Origin of the sequence: Treponema socranskii subsp. socranskii VPI DR56BR1116 = ATCC 35536, assembly GCF_000468115.1 — a bacterium.
Taxonomy (GTDB): Bacteria; Spirochaetota; Spirochaetia; order Treponematales; family Treponemataceae; genus Treponema_D; species Treponema_D socranskii.
In genome coordinates this window covers 1-21,230 of record NZ_AVQI01000067.1, presented here as the reverse complement: position 1 = coordinate 21,230, position 21,230 = coordinate 1, and the positions used below count along the sequence as shown (strand labels likewise).

Genomic DNA, 21,230 nt, shown 5'->3' with positions numbered 1-21,230 from the left:
ATGCAGCTTCTTTTGCCGGTTCGGTAAATCTTCGACACTGTTTTGCCGATAATCGGAGTATGAAACGCTTTCTTTTTTTGCTGTGCGCGCTTCAGGCAATCCTTTGCCACGTCGCCGCAGCGGATTACAACGATGAAACCGTTCTCGAAATCCGCGGCGTCGCAGCTCCGTACGAAAAAGACGGTACGGTCGTTTTTACCGCCGACGCAAAATCGCGCTTTACCGGAATCGCATTCGATTTTGAAGGATACAAAACGATTCATCCGTTCCGCATACACACAATGCGCGATATGGACGGAAATACAAAAGGCTCGGTTTTGTTTTTTATTTTAAAACGGCCCGGCAATGCCCGTTCGGTTTCGTATCGCCTCGTCATCGACGGATTATGGACGACCGACCCGGCGAACCCCGACAGCTACTATGACGAAAAAGCAGGCATCTCTCTTTCGCGCTTTACCTTCGCTTCCGATCTGCCGCAAAAAACCGCGCCTGCCGCAACAAACGCGGCATCGGAAAACATCGTACGATTTATCTGCCGCGCAAATACGCATCAAAAGATATACCTTGCAGGCTCGTTTACAAATTGGGATCCGTGGATTTACGAAATGAAAGAAACATCGCGCGGCTTGTACGAAATCGCACTGCCCCTGCCGTCCGGCACGCATTATTATAATTATTATTCGGGAATGGACGCGCTCACCGACTCGACGAATCCGAATAAAGCGTATACAAAAGACGGTCGCGTCGCATCGGTCATCACGGTGCCGTAGTCGATACGGAAAACAGAGCAAGCAAGTGTCTGAAAGTTTCATCTTTCGGACAGTCTTCTTGTACTTTCTTTCAAGAAAAATCTGCAATATTACAAGTCTTCCCCCTCTATCATACGTCATTGAAAAAAATTGACCAGCCCAAATAAAGAATATACCTTGTTCTTTAATCATTTCATGAAATACAGGGGCAAATCAGATAAGCCATCAATTCTTTTTTAATGATTTGTATAAGGAGTTCTGCGCTGACGGAAATGAACATAAAATTTTCAAGGCTGTGCTGTTTCTTTTATAATTAAGTCAAATAAAATATTAAATTTTTCTTACAGAACATACATTTTAATGCTATAATATTCAATTATGAGCGAGTCCGAAGGGTTGCATTCTAAAGCTAAATTTATTATTCATAAGAAGCTGCATCTCAAATCACTAGATAAAATACTTTCTGAAACAGAAATAAAAAAAGTAAAATCTGAAAATTTCAAGGAAATAAATACTTTATTATTTAATCCTATCTTTAATAAAACAGAATTAGGCAAAACCAGACTCATAAAAGCAAATCAAAAACTTATCTTGAAATATGCAAATCGTTATTATAGGTTATACAAAAATAAACTAAGAGCAATAGATATAGATGACCTCGTAAGTGCTGGAAATCTAGGTTTAGTAAAAGCTATTAAGAAATTTGATAGTAAATATAAAAACAGTTTTTCAACTTATGCTGTTTTCTGGATTAAACAGGCAATATTACGCGAAATAAAAGAAAATCTTGGTATTACAAAAATTCCAGAATCCTTTTTAAAAAAAATAAACAGATATAATTCAGACCATACCACTCTATCGGAACAAGATAAAAATATTGTGAATTTAGTCAATTATCGTTTTAATGACTATACATCTTTGGACGAATTTATAAACAATGGAAATGGAAACTTGGATACTTGCAAAAAAGATCTAATTGCATCTTCAAATATATACACACCAAATAATATTACCCACCATTATAAAACTGAATATACAATGGAACGCAAAGAATTTATTGAAAGAATAAAAAAGGTTCTCTCTTCACAAGCAAAACAGCGTAGATTAACAACAAGACATTTGAAAATATTTATGCTACGATATGGACTAGAAGATGGCATACCAAAATCATTAGAAGAAGTGGGAGATGAAATTGGTGTAACGAGAGAAAGAGTAAGACAAATATGCGAAAAATGTTTAAATAAGCTAAAGCAATCGAAACAATTTTCGTTAGAAGATTATTCAACATTCGAGGCAAATTATGATAAAAGATATTGACTACTCAGGACTCTTAGAGAACACATCTATTAACAAAGGACTAATTGTTTTAACGGGATTCAAAAAGCAACCTATTTCATCAGCGATTTCATATGTTTTTGAAAGCGAGGTTAATGCAGATGAATATCTTCAAGAAAACAAAAAAGAAAGAAGAAGGATTTTATCAAAAGAAATAATGTCAAAATGTTCTTCGAAAATCTATTATTGCTATTTCGAAGATTTGTTATGTATACCAGACTTTATAGATGGATTATCTACGTTCATTGATATAATTTATTTAAAAAATCCTTATTTATTAAATATAATACCAACTAATTTTAATTTTAGTCCGTATGAAATAAATGATGAGAATTCTGAAGACGCAAAATCAATAGAGAGTTTTGAAACTGTTTTACTTAATGATTTTATAAATGATTGTTTAAAAAGCTTAATAGGACAAGTATACAAGAAAGACACATCCTATTTTTTTGTACCATTAAATGAAATACCTTCAAATAATCTTCGGATATCGGAAGATATCATTATAAAAAAATCTAGCAATAATAATAAAATTTATCTTAGTAATGATGAATCATCTTATATTAATCTGTTATCAATCCTAAATACCTCTCCGAACGAATATTCCATTGTTTTTGATAGTAAACAAACTGAAATAAAATATTTATCCGTACTTAAGAATTTAATCTATTATTGTGATGTTAAAATTTCCATCTTTGACAATGACTACTCTGAACCGAACAAAATAAGACCAGAATGTAAAACTATCTTAGAAAATATTTGGCATTATCCAAATTTTCGCACAATAAAAATTTATCCTGAATTAAAAAATGAAAAGCCTATTCCCACTAAAGATATTTCACAAGACATAATAATGTCATCAATATTAAATGAAGTCGACAAAGCAAAAAGAAATGAGTATTATCGTGATATTTTTGTTACTGCCCCCACAGGTTCCGGAAAATCAATCTTATTTCAAATCCCGGCTTTATTATTAGCAAAAGAAGGATATTTAACATTGGTAATCCAACCTCTAGTAGCATTAATGAATGACCAAATATTTCAATTACATGAAAGAGGAGTAAAAAATGCCGCAACCATTAATTCATCAATTTCGTTAGATGAAAAAAATGAAATAATCGAGAAAATTAACCACAAAGAGATTGATATAGTCTTTTTATCTCCAGAATTGCTTTTAAGTCGTTCCGATATTACAATGTTAATTGGTAATCGAGAAATAGGATTATTAGTAATTGATGAAGCACATATTGTAACAACATGGGGAAAAGAATTCAGACCAGACTATTGGTATTTAGGAACTTATATTCAAAAATTACGAAAAAATAGAAATTTTCCTATTGCCACTTTTACTGCTACGGCTATATATAGTGGTAGTGAAGATATGGTTGCTGACATTCGCGATAGTGTTGGAATGAGAGATCCAATTAAATATTATGGTTATGTTCCTCGTAATAACATCAATATAGAAATTCAAAAGGTTGATAAAAGTTTATTAGATATATCTACACGGGAATATTCAACTAAGAAAAATACAGTATTAGCAGTTCGAATATCAGAATTTCAAAAGTTAAACAAAAAGAGTTTGATATATTTTCCTATGATTAAGTTAATAAACGAGTTTGGAGATTTTTTGGCAGAATATGAAAATGATGTTGATATACAAAAATTGTCAAGATATGACGGATCTATGAAACCTGAAAAGAAAAAAGAAAATTTTGAGAGGTTTAAGAACGGTGATGCAAATGTTATGTTAGCTACAAAAGCTTTTGGCATGGGAATTGATATTCCTGACATTGACATTGTGTACCATTTTGCACCTACAGGGAATGTTTGTGATTATGTTCAAGAAATAGGGCGCTGTGCTCGAGATAAGGACAAACAAGGATTGGCAGCTTTTGATTTTTTCCCAAGCGATTTTAAATATGTAAATTTATTACAAGGCATTTCTTCTATAAGAAAGAATCAACTAGTTCAAGTTCTACAAATCATACGAAGTATTGGTGCGAAAAACAATTATAAGCGAAATCTATTAATAACCTCATCTGATTTTCAATCCATCTTTGATTTTGCAAAAGAAGACGAACTGGATAATAAAGTAAAAACAGCTTTGTTATTAATCGAAAAAGATTTTATATCAAAATTTGGTTATTCACCTATAGTTGCACGTCCAAGAGCAATTTTTACAAAAGGCTTATTTAAACTTCATAAAATTACTACTGACCAATTAACCAAATTGATTGATAACGACTTTACATGGGTTAGCTCAAACACAGTAATTATTAATTTAAAGTCAGTTTGGGAAAAGAAATTCTCAAATCAATCTTTTCAACAATTTAAATACGAATTATATAGTACCCCAAAAAAGCTAAATTTAGTAGGAACTCAAAAATTAATCCCCCAAATGGAAATCTCAATAAGGCCAGATAAATTACCATCAGGAAGAAATTACACATGCCGATCTATAATTGAATTTTTAATAAAGTTTTGCGATACAAATAGGCAAAAAAGTAAATATTTTACAAAAAAAGAATTATGCAAAGAAATACAAAGAGATCTAGGCATAATGAATTATTATGAATTACAGACTTTATCAGACACTATTATTCGACTTTTGCTTGTTTTTAGCTCAACATCAAGTTCTCACAATTCACGATTTATAAAAATCAAGAATTCCATTTACGAAGAGGAAAGCTATTTAATTGACACAACAGGATATTTAACTTTAAGAGATTTTTATACCTATTATGAAAATGATATAACCTATGAGTCAACAATATATTTAGATATACCTTCTTTTGGTCGTTCAGATCCTATTATACTAGAATCAAATAGAAAACGGATACTTTCCATCTTAGGTTTATTTAATGCTTTTAAACTACTTTCTTTTGAAGCACATGGTGGTTTTAATCCAGAAATCTTTATGCGCATCAATAGTTATTACAAAATAGATCAAATAATTAACAAGCATGGTGAAAATTATACAAACGATATTTTAAATAAGGTTTATAATCTCCATATTAGATCTGTTGAATTTTTAACATATATTTTTAGAACAATTGGCATTGGAAACACTAAAAGGTTCTGGGAATATATTGAATTATACTTTATGGGAGTAATTCCCCAAGAAGTTGAAGACTTAATAGAAATGAAAAAGAATAAATCCATTAAAAACTAATTTTTTAATATAAAAAACCCTATATCAGATTATTTTTTACAGCATCATTCAATAATACAGGTATGGTATCATATCTATAACCCTATATTAAGGGATGTATCATATTTTGATTGGTAGGTATATGCAATTTCCCAAATCCCTCCTAATATAAAGTTAAGGTCTTCCGAACCTCTTCGCGAGGGCTTCCATATCGGCGGCGTTTCCGCCGAGCTGATTCATAAACTGCGCCTGCATGCCACGGTTTTTGCTCAGCTTTTTCATCGCGAGCTTTGTCTTTTCAAACTGCTTTATCAATTTGTTGACGTCAGCGACCGAAGTCCCCGACCCCTTTGCAATGCGTTTACGGCGCGCGGGTCCGATGATAAAATGGTTCGCCCGCTCTTTTTTCGTCATCGACAGGATAATCGCTTCCTGCTTTTTCATACCGTCCGTATCGAAATCGCGTCCCTGCATCTGCTGTGCGATACCCGGCATCATCTCCATAAGCTGCTGCATACTGCCCATCTTGCGCACTTGCCGAAACTGCGTGAGCATATCGTCGAGCGTAAACTCGTTGCGCGCCATCTTTTTTTGCAGCTTTTCCGCTTCTTCGCGGTCGACCGTTTCCTGCGCCTTTTCGACGAGCGAAACGATATCGCCCATGCCGAGGATGCGGCTTGCGATGCGGTCGGGGTGAAAGACTTCGAGGTCTTCGGTTTTTTCGCCCGTACCGATAAACAGAATGGGTTTACCGGTCATCGTTTTAAGCGAAAGCGCCGCACCGCCTCTCGCATCGGAATCGAATTTTGTTAAAATAACGCCTGAAAGCGAAAGCTTTTCGTCGAACGTTTTCGCGATGTCTACCGCGTTTTGACCGGTCATCGCGTCGGCGACGAGGATCGTTTCGTCGGGAGAAAGCGCTTTTTTAATATCGACGAGTTCGCTCATCATCGCTTCGTCTATCTGCAAGCGCCCCGCGGTATCGACGATAAGCGTATCGAGCGAATTTTTCCGCGCATAGTCGAGCGCATCTTTTGCAACGCGCACGGCGGATACGCCTTCTTCTTTAAATACCGGCACACCGATTTTTTCGCCGAGCTGCGAAAGCTGTTCGACGGCGGCAGGGCGGACCAAATCGCACGCGGCGAGCAGCGGCTTCCGTCCTTCTTTTGCCAAGCGGTATGCGAGTTTATGCGCTGCGGTCGTTTTACCCGACCCCTGCAAACCGAGCAGCAAAATCACCGACTGCGTGTCCGGCCCTTTTAAATGCAGATCGGTTTTCGCGTCTCCGAGCATAGAGGCGAGTTTGTCGTAAATGATTTTAACGAATTGTTCGCCGGGATCGACGGCGCGAAGAACTTTTTCGCCCTTCGCTTCTTCGATCGTCGAATTGACAAAACGGCGCACGACACGAAGATTGACGTCGGCTTCGAGGAGCGCCGTCTTAATGCGTTCGACCGTATCTTCAATATTTTTTTCGGTGATCGTCGATTTTCCGCTCACCGTTTGGATAATCGATGAAAAAGTATTTGTTAATTTTTCAAGCATAGGCCGATTATACCCGCCCCGCCTCTTTTTTGCAATGCGGCGCGCGCCGAACAAAGCGCCCCACGGGACGAGCGCGATGGCGCCGTACTGCGGACGCGGACGGAATGCCCGTACGTTTGCGCGCGCTTACTTTTCCTGCGTCAAAAGCTGTGCGATAAAATCGCGCGGAGAAATCTCCTTATTCAATATGCGGTATAATCCGTCGCAGATCGTCAGTTTGAGATTTTTTCTTTGCGCGATTTCGTGCACGTATTTGCACGCGATCGCCCCTTCGGAAAGATAGCCGAGCTTTGTCATATTTTCGATCAAATCGTCGAGATTCGAAAACTGCGACATGATATCTTTTTTAATCAAGTCCTGTCCAAAGCGGCGGTTCCGTCCGTATTTACTTTTGCACGTTACGTCCAAATCGCCCACGCCCGCGATCGAGGTAAAAGTTTCCGCGTGCGTCGCGCCCATCGCAAATCCGAGCGTTTGAATTTCGTTTAAGCCTGCGGCCATCAAAAGGGATTCCGCATTGTCGCCGAACTCTTCCGACGTTTCGGCAAGCGCATCCATCGCACCGTATACGACGGCGATGACGTTTTTCGCAGCGGCGCAGATCTGCACGCCGACGACGTCGAACGACGAATAGGGCAAAATCCCCGGCACGCGCAAAAGCTCCCGCACTCTGATCGAATTGCGAGGGTTTTCGCACGCGGCGACGAGTCCCGTAATTTTCCCGACTGCAACTTCTTCCGCATGGCTCGGACCCGACACGTAGACCGTGCATCCCTTGTAGATGCCGGGCAAAAGATTTTCGATCGTCGAAAGCACGAGCTTCGGCCCGTCGGCGGCCGGCACAAAGCCTTTCGTAAGAACGGCGATACAGGTACTGCCGTCTGCGATACCGGGAAGAGCGGTAATCTTTTTTACCGTGTCGGCGATATACAGCGACGGAGAAGCGATTATTAAAAATTCTTTGTCGGAAGCGACTTCGACGATATCGTTTGAAACGGTGATGTTCTCCGACAGCCTGTAGCCCGGCAGATACCGTTTGTTTTCGTGATCATTGTTAACCGACTCGGCGACGTCCGCTTCGCGCGCCCACATCCGTATCCGATGATTGCCGCGTGCGAGCGCTTGTGCCAAACCCGTACCCCATGCACCGCTTCCGAGTATGCCGACAGATTTCGATTCCATAGCGATTCCTGTATTAATAATTGATTTTATATGTGCCGTACCGAATACCGTATTGAACTCCATGTCCGGCGCGGTAACAGTATACACGTGCATACGCTCTTTTGCAATCGATACATTGATCGGACACAAAATCGATTTTTATATAAAAGTCCGAACGTCGAGTTTTAAAAGTATGAGCTTAACAAAAGGGGAAAGCCTTCCCCTCGCGCGCACTTTGTTGCGCGCTGCCCCTTCCGGCGGGGACACCCCGCAACGCCCCGGATGGCGGTGTGTTAGTCTTGCGGTGTTTACGCTTACGTAAATTCGCAGAACATTACCTCTTACAAACCTCATCTTATGTACCGTCCGTAAAACTTGTTTTGTATCCGTACGCAGTGTACACTGTTTTATTAAGGTAATACTTCTTTCAAAGTTATTATTAGGAGGTTCCGATGAAAACTATGAAAAAGAGTATGCCGATTGCGCCGGCACTCGTGCTGCTGTGCGCGCTGTTTATTACGGGCTGTCCGCAGTCTGCAGAACCGAGCGGTCCCGACCCGAATTTGAAGATCGATGGCGGCGTGCTTAAAGGCTATAAAGGAACACCCTCGGGTACCCTCGTCATACCGGCGGACGTTACGGAAATAGCGGCTAACGCCTTTTCAGAATGTAAGAGTTTGACAGGGGTGGATTTTTCTTCCTGTACCCGACTTACAAAAATCGGCGGTGGCGCGTTTTTTGAATGCACGGGAATAACCGGAGAGATTGTTTTACCGGCGAATCTCAAGACAATCGGCGGCGGTGCGTTTTATTCGTGCAGCAATGTCGACGGCTTTGATTTTTCACAGTGTAAGTATCTTACTTCAATCGGCAGTTGGGCATTTGCAAAATGTACGAAAATAAAGGCGGTGGACTTACCCGCAAGTCTTGAAACGATTATAGGCGACGCCTTTGAAGGCTGTACGGAACTTGAAACGCTTACGGTACAAGCCGACGGAAAATTAATCGAAGAGGGCGGTATCATTTACAACCGCGACAAAACAAAGATATTTTGTAGCGTACCGAAAATAGAATCGATTGACTTTCCTCCAAATCTTAAAGAAATAGGGGAAGCTGCTTTTAAAAGTTGTACGAATTTAAAAGCGTTAAATTTACCCGACAGTGTTGAAACCTTGGGTTTTCAGGCGTTTTTCGGATGTACGGGAATAACCGGAACGGTGCGTCTGCCGAAAAACCTCAAGACAATCGATATCGGTGCGTTTTACTCGTGCAACAAAATTGACGGCTTTGATTTTCCACAGTCTATCAATCTTGCTGAAATCCCTAGTCTTGCGTTTGCAAACTGTACGAAAATAGAGACCGTGAACTTGCCCGCAAGCCTTAAAACGATTGTAGGCAACGCCTTTGAAGGCTGTACAAAACTTGAAACGATTACGGTAGATCCTGCAAACACATCTCTTAAGGTTCAAAATAATATCATCTACGATAAAAGACAGCCCGGCAGACTGTTGTGCAGTGCGCGGAGGATAAAATCTGTTAACTTTTCTGCAAATCTTACGGAAATAGCGATTGGCGCCTTTTCAGGCTGTACGAGATTAGCAGAAGCGGATCTTTCTTCCTGTACCGATCTTAAAATAATCGGTACCGATGCGTTTTCCGGTTGTACGGGCTTACTGCAGTTAAAGCTGCCTGCAAATCTTAAAACTATCGACGGTTTTGCTTTTAACGGTTGTCGAGGAATAGAAGATTCGATAGTTTTGCCGGCAAAGCTTGAGACAATCGGCATGCTTGCTTTTAACGGCTGCAGCACAGTTGATGAATTTGATTTTTCAGAGTGTACCGCCCTTACCTCAATCGGCAGCAGTGCGTTTTCTTACTGCAAAGCGGGTGCTGCGTTTAAGGTAAAAAAGGGCAGCGCAATAAAAGCAATGCTTATAGCATGCGGTGTTGCCGAAAATCAAATAGAAGAGGTCGAGTAAAACAGCTGATTCGATCTAAAAATCATTCGGGCATTGACAGCCGATGCCCGAAATGCGGCGTTTACAAAAGACTGTCCGCTCGATATAGTAAGCCTGTCTATGGACTACTATATTTTCCACAGCAACGACTTGCTCGTACGTAAAGATTCGCACGCGCTGCCCGACGAAAAAGCGTGGCGCGCTTTACGCGAATCGAATGCCGTCCGCGATATTTTTTCGGAAACGCCGTACGCATACACAGCCGCCCTCCTTCAAGACGGCGCAGTTGACGAAAATTACGAACTCATCCCGATTCGAAGCTATTTTGCCGAACACGGCGAAAGCGAAAGCGCCCGCGCCGCACGCGCAAAGGGAATGCTCGCATGGCGCCTTTCGTATAATTTTTGCCCTTCCTGCGGCGCGCCTCTCACCGACGACGAAAAGCTTTCCGCGCGAAACTGTACGAATTGCGGCGCGCAGTTTTTTCCGCGCATCGAACCGTGCATCATCGTGCTGGTAACAAAGGGCGATAAGCTCCTCCTCGCAAAACACCGAGTGCGCAATCAAAACATCCATACGTGCATCGCGGGTTTTATCGAAATCGGTGAAAGCGCGGAACAGGCGGTCGTACGCGAAGTGCGCGAAGAAGTCGGCATCGAAATAAAAGACCTGCGCTATGTCGGAAGTCAGGGCTGGCCCTTTCCCGACCAGCTTATGCTCGGCTTTCGCGCCGAATATAAAAGCGGCGACATACGCGTGCAGGAATCGGAACTCGTCGAAGCGAAGTGGTTTACGAAAGACGCGCTTCCGCCTTTCCCGAAACGGGGAAGCATGGGCTGGCGCCTCATCACGGGCGTATACGGTTAGAATTTAACAGTATCGATATCTTCCGGGCCGACGACGCAAAACCACCTGCCGCCTGCAACCCAATATTTTCGAAATGCGAGGAGTACATCGTCGGCGCTCACCGAAAAAAGTTCGGCAATTTTTTCGTCGTACGCATACGGGTCTCCGAACATGAGGAGGCTGTATGTGAGGCGCGAAGCGACGCCGGCGTTCGTCACGGACGAAGCGTAAAACGAATTGACGTATTGATTTTTATAGCCTCGAAGCCTGTCGACGACGGACGAAAAAATATACGTGCCGTCATCGTTTTTTCCGTCGATCACTTTGCCCGCTGCGAAAATCGATTGGGCTTCTTTTTCGTAGCGCACGACGTTTGCCAAATCGCTCGCCTTAAATATGTACACGTTCGCAAGTCCCGCCCGCATCGGAGTGACGGATGCGCTCGGCGAATAGCACGCGCCGTATTTTTCCCGTACGACGTTGAAAAGCACTTGCGAATACATGGAAGCGGCGAGAGATGCCGCAAGCATATCATCGTCAAAGAGCGAGGGGCCGCTCATCGCTTTTTCAAGATAGCCCGTGCCGGAAGCGGCTTTGCTTCCGATGACGATCGGTTCTCCCGATACGGTAAGCGGCGGCACATCGGGGGAGCGAAGATCGTACGACCGAGAGGGAATCGAACCGAAAGCGGCGTCGAGCTTTTTTAATAATTTTCTTTCATCGTAATTTCCGACCGCAACGATCATAATGCGACGTGCGTCCGTATCGCGCTCGTGCAGCAAGCGCATCGCTTCGACCGTAATATTGCCGATCGATTCGGGTCTTACCGACGAGCTTGCCGCATAGGGATGATCTTTAAAAATCGTCCGCGTCATTCGATAGGCGAGCATGCTTTCCGGATCGCTTTCGAAGCGCTGCATTTCCTGCGCGTAATCGGTCATAAGATTTTTATACTGCTGCGGATTATACGAAGGATGCAAAAACGCATCCGCAAAAACCGGCAGCACTTTGTCGAAATAATAATCGATACAGCTCATCGAAAGGACGGCTCCTTCACGCGAAACCTGCGGCAGAATCGAAAATCCCGTTTCGTACGCGAGAGCGCGGAGTTTGTCGTATGTGTACTTTTCCGAACCGCGAGTCATCATATCGAAGAGCGCCTTTTCCAAACCGGAGGTTTCGGGAGAGAGATAGGAAGTTCCTCCTTTGACGATGACGGAAAGAGAGAGTTTTCTGTTCGCCGGATTTTTTCGGACGTAGAGCGGGATGCCGTTCGAAAGGCGGAATTCCCGCACATCCTTTCTGACGGAAACGCATCCCTCGGCGGCTTTCGCGTTATCGGTTTTTACCGACGCGCACGAAAGGATAAAAGCGGAAAACAGGAGCGCACAAAACGGAATCGATATCCGCCGAAAGAAAGCAAACCGCGCGGAGCGGATCGACACGGGAACACGGCGCGGGAACCACGTGTGCCGAAAGAAAGCGTATCTCTCGCCGCCGCGCCTCGCGGACGCACGCAAATCGAAACGATAAAAAAACGAACGCATATAAGATCCTTTCATTTTATCGCCTCCGTATCTTTATACCAAAATGCGGTATCGGCGGTGATTTCAGAAAAGCCCGCCGCGGCAAACGCTTCTTTTTGCTTTTCATACACGGCGGGATTGACGAGCACCGTAACGAGCGCGTTACGCTCCGAAACGTATTCCGTCAAAAATCGGTCGATATCGTCTTTATCGATTTTCATCATATTGTCGAGATAGCGATAATAATAATCCGCGTCCGCAGTGATCCACCAAAAACGGAGACTCGTCTTTACGCGCTCGGCCGTTTCTGCGTCGTCGATAAAGGTATCCTTTATCTTTTGATATACGCGCGAAAACTGCCGCGTCGAAAAAATCGCCGCATCGCCCCTAATGCGCTCCACGATGTTTTCTGTAAGCGTCGTATAAAAAAGAGCTGCGCGCTGCGGCAAATCGTTTTCAGGCGAAAGAAGCAAAGCGCCGAACGACAGCGTACTCGTCGCGCGGGTCGTCATATAGCCTTCCCACAGGTACTCGGGATCGGGAATGCCGAGCGCTTCGTTTTGCATCATCGTTCGAACGTAGATGCCGTCGGGATCGTCGAAAAAGTAGCCGAGCATATCGGCGGCATAAGTCGCCTTTCTGTCATAGCCCGCATCGGGGCCTCGCCAGATGACGGACACTTGCGCCGTATCGATCGAAATCCGGTCGTAAGGCATAACGCGGAAGGTCGTGTGCGGAAGCGGATTGACAGGCTGTTGTTCGATCGGCGGAACCCACGGATCTTTTCCGCGTTCCCACGAACCGTACAATTCCTTTGCAAGCGCATGCACTGACTCGGGATTCACGTCGCCTGCGATAAAGAGAGAAGCGTTGTTCGGTATGTAGTAGGTTTTTTGAATCGCGCGGATCTGATCGAGCGTCGCATTCCGCACGACGGCGGGAGAGCCCGCAGGATCGCATCTCCACGGATATTTCGGAAAAAGCGTCTTTTGAATATCGTATCGGTAAATCGTGTTCGGGTCGGAAAGCCCTCCTTCGATTTCCGAAAGCACGACTTTTTTTTCGCGCTCGAATTCCGCTTCGTCCAAAAGCGGTGATCTGATCGCATAACTCCAAAACTCCATCCCCTCTCGGAGCAGTGCCGACGGCACCGTAAAATAATAATTGACGCACTCCGCGCCCGTCGTCCCGTTCCAATCGGGCACTCCCATATCGCTTATGGCGCGCTGCACGCTCGCGGCATTCGGATACTTCGCGTTGCCTTTGAACATCATGTGCTCGTAGAGGTGAAAGAGTCCCGCGTTTTCGCTCGTCTGCGCGATGCCGCCCGCCTTTACCGCGATTTCGATATACGCAAGAGGTGCCGCATGATTTTCGACGACGTATACGTCAAGTCCGTTTTCAAGCTTATAGCGGTGTACGTTTTCGATCGGCGTCTTTTCCGCAAAAGAGAAAAAGGCTGCCGACAGAAAAAAGAGAGTAAACACGGTACGTTTTAAAAAAGTCATACCGGCAGTATGCCGAAAAACCGCGCGTTGGGGAATACCGCGAAAAAAGCGCGTACTATTGCAACGTGCGCGATTGTAATGTGCGCAAAATATTGCCTTCTCCGCCCGTAGATCGTGTACGATGCTGTGCATGTACGATGCGTTTCCCGCTCGATTTAAACATTTGCGAAGGGCTTGCCGATAATCGATATATGGCTCTCTTACTTTTTTTTATCGCATCGTTTTTTTTTATCGCTCCGGCAAAAGGTTTTGCTCAGGATGCAAAGCCGCTCTACGAGCTGCCGTCTTCCGCAGACTCAGGACGGGAAGCGGCATTTCTTGCAGGTTCGGATAAGGGTTTATATAGGATTACGTCATCGAATACCGCGATCCCTTTGTGGACGGACGGAAAAGTCGAGCAGATCGTGCGCATTGAAGCGGGAGAAAATTTCGGCGAACGCTGGTATTTCCGCACATCGAAGGGAATCGTGTACAGCGAAAATCTTGCCGATTTCGAATTGCGCAACAAGGGCATCGCTCCGCTCATTATTAAAAAATACGACGGAAAAACCGTGACGCTTACGGAGCAGGTTCCGATTCTCAAAGATTTGGCTTTCGATCCCTTAAATCCGCTGAACATGGCGACGGCTACCGAAAACGACGTGTACATAACGAGCGACGGCGGAAAGGAGTGGAAGTCGATCGGCTCGACGAGCAAGATAACGCCGGGCATCAAAGCCGTTGCGATTGCGACGATGGAAGGAGGGGCGCTCGCCGTATTCGAATCGCACCCGATATTCGGACTGTCGTATATATTTCCGTATGCGAAAAACGCCGTGTGGCAGGATGTTCCCAAGGGTATAAAAATGCCGGCGTCGCTCACATCTCCCGACGAGATTTCGGATATCTATCCGCTCGTGAGGACAAAAGCTGACGGAACGAAGTATACCGAAATCTATTTTGCGCAGTCGTATTTGCCGAACCTCTATCGATTCGATTGGGACTCAAAAACATCCGTGTGCATCTATGAGGGAACGGAACCCGCCGACAGCATAGAAAGCATTGCGAGCGTCGGAAGCGTTCTCGTTTTTACGCGCATAGAATCGCTCGGTTCGATCGATGCCGTGTCTTTACAAAGTCCCGGCATCCCTGCAAACTTTGAAAGCTGGAAGCGGAGTTTTTCATGCGTTCCTGGCATCGTCAACGCGGCGTGGGTGCCGAAAAGTAAAAGCGGTCTTGCCGAAGGTCTTTTGCTCGGAGAGCTGTGGATGCTCTACCCCGGCACGATCAACACGCCGTACGCGGAAAAAGCGAACTTGAAAAAGGGCGTATACATGCCGCCGAACCGCGGCAGCGAGCAGACGGGAATCGACAATTTCAGAAAATTAATAAATAATAATAATTTGAACGCGCTCGTCATCGATATGAAAGACGATTACGGTCTTTTGCGCTACAAGCCGCGCGATCCGTTCGTCGCGGAAAAAGGGCGCGTATCGCAGTACGCCGTCGATGTCGATCACTTCGTCTCCGAGTTTAAAAAGGATAAGGTATATCTCATTGCGCGCATCGTCGTGTTTAAAGACCGGAACCTCGCCAAGTATTCGGGCGGCAAGTACGCGGTATGGGATGCCGCGTCGAAAAGTCCGTGGGTCGGCACTAAGTCTTATGATGCCGGATCCGATTCGGCCGGGAAAAAGACGGCGTCGTATTACGATGAAAACTGGGTCGATCCGTATTCCGAAGAAGTATGGGAATACAACGTCGCTGTCGCAAAAGAGCTTATCGCGCGCGGTTTCGATGAAATCCAATTCGATTACATCCGCTTTCCGACGGACGGTTTGAATTTGAAGAGCGCGTCGTATCGCTGGCAAAGCAAGGGCATGACGAAAGAGAGTGCGCTCATTTCGTTTCTTTCGTATGCGCGCGAAAACATCGATGCGCCGATCGGGATCGATATTTACGGTGCCAACGGATGGTACCGCAGCGGTACGCGCACGGGGCAGGATGCGGAAATGCTCGGCGAATACGTCGATGTCATCTCGCCGATGTTTTATCCCAATCACTTCGAACACGATTTTATGAACCGCGCGCCCTATGCGGACAGGACGTATCGAATTTACTATTACGGAACGTTCCGTGCATCGGTGATGACGAGGAACAGAACGATTATCCGCCCGTGGGTGCAGGCGTTCCGATTGAACGTGAGCTACGACCGGCAATATTACGGTACCGAATACATTCAAAAGGAAATTTTCGGCGTGCGCGATTCCGTCGACCGCGGTTATCTGTACTGGAACAATCTCGGCGCCTACGATTATATCCTTCCCGACGTAACGGCCGAATCGAAGTATATCGGTACGGCACCCGAAGCGGATGAAAAGTTCAGAAAGCCCGCGTTCGGAAGCGCGGTAAAGCCGCCCTTTGCCGATGAAACGGTTTCCGTACTCGACAGCGTACTCCATCAGGAAAAAACGCGCAAAGAGTCCGAAGCGTCCGGCTATACGCCGTTTCTCTATATTCCGTTTATGCGCTTGCGCTGAGGAGCGTACATGTCGGGAACCTATACGCCGGATGAACCTATAGCCGCTATAGCGACGGCGCTCGCTCCGAGCGCGCTCGGCATCGTGCGCACTTCGGGAAAAGGCTGCATCGAACTCATTGCCGAACTGTTTTCGCGTCCCGACGCATTGCTGCGTGCCGCAGGCAACACGATCGTGTACGGCTGGATTCGGGACGGAGATAAAAAAGTCGACGAAGTGCTCGTGTCGGTTTTTCGCGCTCCGAAAAGTTTTACCGGCGAAGATATGGCGGAAATCTCGTGCCACGGCGGGCCTGCGGTCGTAAACGCGATTAATAAATTGCTGCTTGCAAACGGATTTCGCGAAGCCGAGCGCGGAGAGTTTACGTTCCGCGCTTACGTCAACGGAAAAACCGATTTGACAAAAGCGGAAGCGGTGAGGGAAATCATCGAAAGCCGCACCGACGCATCGAGGGGCCGGGCTGCCGGAAGGCTTTCGGGTTCTCTCTTCGACGAAATCGATTCGATAAAAAAGCTGCTCGTCGATACGCTCGCCTCTATCGAAGTCGCCGTCGAATATCCCGAAGACGAAGAGACGATAGCGGATTCTTTCGACCGTGCGGACATCGAGCAGGCGGCATTTTTTTTGCAGTCTCTCGTCGATTCGTGGAAAAGCGAAAAGCTTTATCAGGACGGAGCGCGCGTCGTTTTGTGCGGAAGGACGAACGCCGGCAAATCGAGTTTATTCAATACGCTTTTAAAAGAAGAACGCGCGATCGTTTCCGACATCGCGGGTACGACTCGCGACTGGCTTGAAAGCTGGGCGGATTTCGGCGGCATACCGGTGCGCCTCTTCGACACGGCGGGCTTGCGCGCGACGGCGGACATCGTCGAAAAGCAGGGCGTCGAATCCGCTCGTTCCCTTACAAAGGATGCGGACGTCGTACTCTATCTCGCCGACGGTACGGCGGGTTTTACCTCCGACGACGAAGCTTTTTTGAGAGAGTGTTCCGAACCCGTCGTGTTCGTATGGAACAAAAGCGATATCGAAGATGAGAGGCGGCTTTCCGATGAACAGAAAAAAACGATCGCGGATCTCCGCGCGGAAGTGACCGTAAGTGCAAAAAAGGGCGACGGGATCGGAAAGCTCGTCGAAGAAGTAAAACGCTCTCTCGTTTCGGGAACGGATACGGATCGGAAGCAGGCGGGACTCGGATCGGCCAGACAAAAAAAATCGGTCGAAGAAGCGCTTTTAAGCGTGCGCCATGCGCTTGAGAGCGCCGACGAAGACTACGCGCTCGATGCCGTCGTTCAGGATTTGGAAGACGCGCTCGCCTCTCTCGGCGAAGTGACCGGAGAAGTGACGCCGGAAGACATACTCGAAAGCGTATTCGGGAATTTTTGCGTCGGAAAGTGAGCGTGCAGAGGCGGGCTTTCCCGTCGGCGCATATTGCGTTCGGACGATTAAACGGTACCGCTAAAAACGGCCGAGTTTTTAGCGGTAGTCAATTATTAAAATTTGAATACCGGACCGACTTTTACGGTACCCATGTAGGAAAACCCGATCGAATACACTCGGTCATCGTTGCTGTTCTTACCTAAGTTTCCGACTGCGAATCCGAGCGCATCCGTCACCATCAAATTGATGCCGATGTTTTTTGTAAAAAAGAACTGCGCCCCGGCCTGTACCGGAATGCCGAAAGTAACGAGAGGCATATTCTCCGGCAAGTATCCGTGGCTTTCAAAGCTATACGGTTTTAGTCTCCCGACGCCCCAAATAAATCCGGACCCGATGTTGATAAAGAGTTTTTGGTTGACCAATTTAAATGTATAGCCGAAAAAAACGCTCTGTTGAAAGATGATATTTTTATCCAGTTTTAAGTTTCCCGAATCGTCTTTAAGCTTCATTGTACCTTTGCCTATCGGAGAAAAATCGTTGTTTACCATAAAAGTAAAACCTTTGTTCGTAATAAGCCCCAGCGTTATACCGACGGGCATATGATTGAAATACATCTTACAGGTTTCACGGTCGCCGGCATGCGATCCTTCTTGCGCTACTGCGATCCCTATGCTGCTCGTATTGGAAAAGCCTATCGTGGGCGAGAGAATAAATTCCGCTGCAAACGAATGCGCGGAAACCGCTGCTGCTGCCAAAAAAACCAAAAACAGTTTTTTCATTTTATACTCCTTTTGTTTACAGGCACTGCCGTAAAATTTGTGAATCTTTTTAATGAGCATTGCTGCCCTTTAAATGCGGAAGATGATCGCCTGCGTAATACGGATGCGATTTTGTAATGAGAAAAGATTGCAGTGCCCAATACGAAATAAACCGGCGGGTGTTTTGATACAGGAGACTCAATTTTTTAACAAAATTGAGCGCATCGGTTTTTATAATTGTATTAAAGAGTGTAGTGCGCATAAAAGCTACTTTTCAAATTCAATAATTACTATAAATATTTTTTATTTTCCTGTCAAGAAGGGCTTACACATGAAAATCTATATTCTCCAAAAAACAACCGTTATCGTAAAAAATCGGCTGCATTTCCGGCGGCAGCTCTGTCGTTTGCGCGTTCAGCGTTTTCCGCCCATCGCGACCGATACGTTCGCATCGAGCGGATTATTGTAATCGATATATGCCATAACTTCTTCGGCAAAGCGTTTGTCGATCATCTGCTTGTGCGTCATGATATTTCCGATATAGTTGAGCGTCGACTGCGGCGTACTGTTTGCGCGCACGCGGTTCGCGCCCGCGTTGTACATCGCAAGCGCGGGAATGATGTTTCCGGCGATATTGAGGCAAAAACGCAAGTGCGCCATACCGTAGCGCGCACTGACTGCGGGATTAAAAAAATCTTTTTCGTCGAGATGAGGAAACGAGCGGTCGTTGAGCTGGAAGAGACCGCGGTCGATTGAGCTGTTCGTATTGTAGTTGACCGCTCGTATATTGTAACGGCTTTCCGTATATGCGAGCGAAAACGCGAGCGACAGCGGAATATCGTTTTTGTCGGCAAATTCGAGGATGGCCAGCGTAATGTCGCGATTGTTCGTTTCGCTGATATAAAAATCTTCGACGGCGAGCCGGTAATACGGCTGGCGGTACAGCGTGAGTCCCTCGTCTCCGTGCCGCACGGCGGCGGGTTTGTCGGACAGCGGCGTATTGAATTCCGCCCGTATTTTCGGCTTTTCGTTTTTTGCTGCGGGAATGTCGAAGGGTGCGACCTTTTGTTCGGGAAATATAAAAAATATCGACAGCGCCAATGCACCCAATACACTTATAAAGATGAGGACGCTTCGCTGCGTCTTTGCAAAATTTTTTCCGTCCGGTTTGTATTTCATTTTTATTATACCGATAATCGGCGCGCGCACGTGCGTCGTCTGTACGTCCGTCCCGCCCGCGACAAAAGCTTACGGTTAGGCGCGCCCGCATCCGACGGCGTACGTGACGAAAGACGAACCCGCATGCCGGTTTGAAAAATAGACATAGTGCGCGTGCTTTTCGCTCATCGCATCGATAAAGGCCGCCGCTTCGCTTTCGGTCATTGTATCGAGAATCGCAAAACCGATGACGGACGCGCAGTCTTTAATCCTCCTTGCCGTATGACACATCGCTTGCGTCAACCGCCCCGCGCCGCACCCGCAGTCCGAAATCGGCACGACGACAGCATACGCGCCATACGTCTCGATACTCTTTAAAAACACGCGGAGGGCTGCAAGATACATTTCATCGTACGTATTTTCAGAAATTTCTGCGGTACGGAGCGGAACGTATACCGCGAGGATTTTGCCCCTATCCTGCGAAAATCTTTGCGCTTCGGCTTCCGCGCTTACGGACGAAGCGTCTGCAAGGACGCTCGAGTCGAACGGAATCAAAGCGCCCGTATCGGCTTCCTCGCCCGTTTTAAGCGCATAAAGTTTTCCGTTTTTCGATTCGAAGCGCACATCGAGTTTCATAGTGTGAGTTTAAAATAAAAACGGCCTTCATGCAATACATAAAGACCGCCTTTAATCGTTTTCCCTAAAAAACGAAAACGCTATTCGGTGAGGATTCTGATGACTTCCGCTTTGTCCTGCGTTTCGAGGATGAGCTGCCGTTTTTCCGGGCTCTTGAACAGGAGGCTTACTTCTGCGAGGAATTGAAGATGCGGACCGGTTTTATTTACCGGAGAAAGCGTCATGATAAAGATACGGCACGGCTCTTGATCGAGAGAATCGAAATCGACGGGATTGTCGGAAATGCCGATGCATGCGACGAGGTCGCTCACCGTGTCCGTTTTTCCGTGAGGGATCGCGATACCGTGCTTCATGCCGGTAGACATTTTACGTTCGCGGTCGAGCACGCATTCACGGGCAGCCGCTTTATCCGCAACTTTACCGGCCTTTACGAGCAAGTCAAGCATTTCGTCGATGATCGCTTCTTTTGTTGTTCCCTTGAGATGGAGATCTACGGTATCGGTCGTTAAAACTGTTCTTAAGTCCATACTAACAGTGTATGACGAGATTGATTTCTTGTCAAGGAGAAAAATTCCGTTTGTCTGCATTCTTTGATCGCACTCTTAAAGGAAAACGGATGTGTACTTCGGCTCGCGTTACAGTCGTTCGACTTCGGTGAGGCCGGCAGTCTGCATTATCTTTTGTACGGAATCGCCGGGCTGTTTTGCTATGCGTGCGGTTTCAAGCGCTTTTGACGGGAACCTTCAGTAAAACCGAGCGATTCACCTTTGCCGTATGTCCTCTCCCGCATAAAAAAACCGCCCAAAAGCCGGAGCTTTTTCCGGCTTGAGAGCGGTCAGTCATTTCAATGGGTAATTTTTGAATTATCCCTTATTCCTGTGCCGCAACGCAAATGCCGCGCGCTGCGCCTTTGTCGATGCCGCGTTTGTGTTCGGTAAGGGTGCCGTCTCCTGCAATGTGCCACCACACAGGCTTGTACTTGTTGTCGGTGTCGTAA

The 21,230-nt window shown here is 45.9% G+C and carries 15 protein-coding genes; 7 read left to right on the top strand and 8 right to left on the bottom strand.

Annotated elements, in window-relative coordinates; all coding sequences use genetic code 11:
* Positions 1-59: 59 nt before the first annotated feature.
* The 3 genes from HMPREF0860_RS08720 (at position 60) to HMPREF0860_RS08710 (ending at position 5,259) form a co-directional block, all read left to right on the top strand.
* Positions 60-770 carry an early set domain-containing protein gene (locus HMPREF0860_RS08720; protein WP_021329112.1) on the top strand — a complete coding sequence of 237 codons (711 nt, stop codon included), beginning with the start codon at positions 60-62 and terminating at the stop codon, positions 768-770.
* 357 nt (positions 771-1,127) lie between these two features.
* A complete protein-coding gene (locus HMPREF0860_RS08715; RefSeq protein WP_021329117.1) occupies positions 1,128-2,066 on the top strand; it encodes a sigma-70 family RNA polymerase sigma factor in 939 nt (312 codons plus the stop codon).
* Complete coding sequence (locus HMPREF0860_RS08710) at positions 2,050-5,259, top strand: DEAD/DEAH box helicase (RefSeq protein WP_021495696.1); 3,210 nt, start codon at positions 2,050-2,052, stop codon at positions 5,257-5,259. Before HMPREF0860_RS08715 ends, HMPREF0860_RS08710 begins: the two co-directional genes overlap by 17 nt.
* Positions 5,260-5,412: 153 nt before the next feature.
* On the opposite strand, the gene ffh is transcribed toward HMPREF0860_RS08710, so the two are convergent.
* Both ffh and HMPREF0860_RS08700 read right to left on the bottom strand, forming a co-directional pair.
* The gene (ffh, locus tag HMPREF0860_RS08705) at positions 5,413-6,786 is read right to left on the bottom strand and encodes a signal recognition particle protein (protein ID WP_038080127.1); all 1,374 of its coding nucleotides are present in this window, start codon (positions 6,784-6,786) and stop codon (positions 5,413-5,415) included.
* Between the two features lie 126 nt (positions 6,787-6,912).
* Positions 6,913-7,968 (bottom strand): NAD(P)H-dependent glycerol-3-phosphate dehydrogenase, encoded by a 1,056-nt coding sequence (locus tag HMPREF0860_RS08700; protein WP_038080130.1) that lies wholly within the window; start codon positions 7,966-7,968, stop codon positions 6,913-6,915.
* Positions 7,969-8,399: 431 nt separating this feature from the next.
* On the opposite strand from HMPREF0860_RS08700, the gene HMPREF0860_RS08690 reads away from it, so the two are divergent.
* Both HMPREF0860_RS08690 and nudC read left to right on the top strand, forming a co-directional pair.
* On the top strand, positions 8,400-9,926 hold the full coding sequence (locus tag HMPREF0860_RS08690) for a leucine-rich repeat domain-containing protein (protein WP_021329080.1): 1,527 nt from the start codon (positions 8,400-8,402) through the stop codon (positions 9,924-9,926).
* A 99-nt stretch (positions 9,927-10,025) separates the two neighbouring features.
* Entirely contained in the window at positions 10,026-10,772 is a 747-nt protein-coding gene (nudC, locus tag HMPREF0860_RS08685) for an NAD(+) diphosphatase (RefSeq protein WP_038080124.1), read from the top strand.
* Here nudC and HMPREF0860_RS08680 read toward each other — a convergent pair.
* Positions 10,769-12,313 (bottom strand): M16 family metallopeptidase, encoded by a 1,545-nt coding sequence (locus HMPREF0860_RS08680; protein WP_021495704.1) that lies wholly within the window; start codon positions 12,311-12,313, stop codon positions 10,769-10,771. The genes nudC and HMPREF0860_RS08680 overlap by 4 nt on opposite strands.
* Entirely contained in the window at positions 12,310-13,785 is a 1,476-nt protein-coding gene (locus tag HMPREF0860_RS08675; protein ID WP_021329085.1) for a M16 family metallopeptidase, read from the bottom strand. The genes HMPREF0860_RS08680 and HMPREF0860_RS08675 overlap by 4 nt, the downstream gene beginning before the upstream one ends.
* 191 nt (positions 13,786-13,976) lie before the next feature.
* On the opposite strand from HMPREF0860_RS08675, the gene HMPREF0860_RS08670 reads away from it, so the two are divergent.
* Positions 13,977-16,304, top strand: coding sequence for a putative glycoside hydrolase (locus HMPREF0860_RS08670; RefSeq protein ID WP_038080133.1), 2,328 nt, complete (start codon positions 13,977-13,979; stop codon positions 16,302-16,304).
* 9 nt (positions 16,305-16,313) lie between these two features.
* Positions 16,314-17,699, top strand: a complete 1,386-nt coding sequence (gene mnmE, locus HMPREF0860_RS08665; RefSeq protein ID WP_021329084.1) for a tRNA uridine-5-carboxymethylaminomethyl(34) synthesis GTPase MnmE — start codon at positions 16,314-16,316, stop codon at positions 17,697-17,699.
* Between the two features lie 95 nt (positions 17,700-17,794).
* On the opposite strand, the gene HMPREF0860_RS08660 is transcribed toward mnmE, so the two are convergent.
* From HMPREF0860_RS08660 to HMPREF0860_RS08640, 4 genes are all read right to left on the bottom strand, one after another.
* Positions 17,795-18,460, bottom strand: a complete 666-nt coding sequence (locus tag HMPREF0860_RS08660) for a DUF2715 domain-containing protein (protein ID WP_162147007.1) — start codon at positions 18,458-18,460, stop codon at positions 17,795-17,797.
* A 393-nt stretch (positions 18,461-18,853) separates the two neighbouring features.
* A complete protein-coding gene (locus HMPREF0860_RS08650) occupies positions 18,854-19,618 on the bottom strand; it encodes a transglycosylase SLT domain-containing protein (protein ID WP_156001953.1) in 765 nt (254 codons plus the stop codon).
* A 75-nt stretch (positions 19,619-19,693) separates the two neighbouring features.
* Positions 19,694-20,233 carry a hypothetical protein gene (locus HMPREF0860_RS08645; RefSeq protein ID WP_021495705.1) on the bottom strand — a complete coding sequence of 180 codons (540 nt, stop codon included), beginning with the start codon at positions 20,231-20,233 and terminating at the stop codon, positions 19,694-19,696.
* Positions 20,234-20,313: 80 nt separating this feature from the next.
* On the bottom strand, positions 20,314-20,760 hold the full coding sequence (locus HMPREF0860_RS08640) for a PTS sugar transporter subunit IIA (RefSeq protein ID WP_021329093.1): 447 nt from the start codon (positions 20,758-20,760) through the stop codon (positions 20,314-20,316).
* Positions 20,761-21,230: the final 470 nt, after the last annotated feature.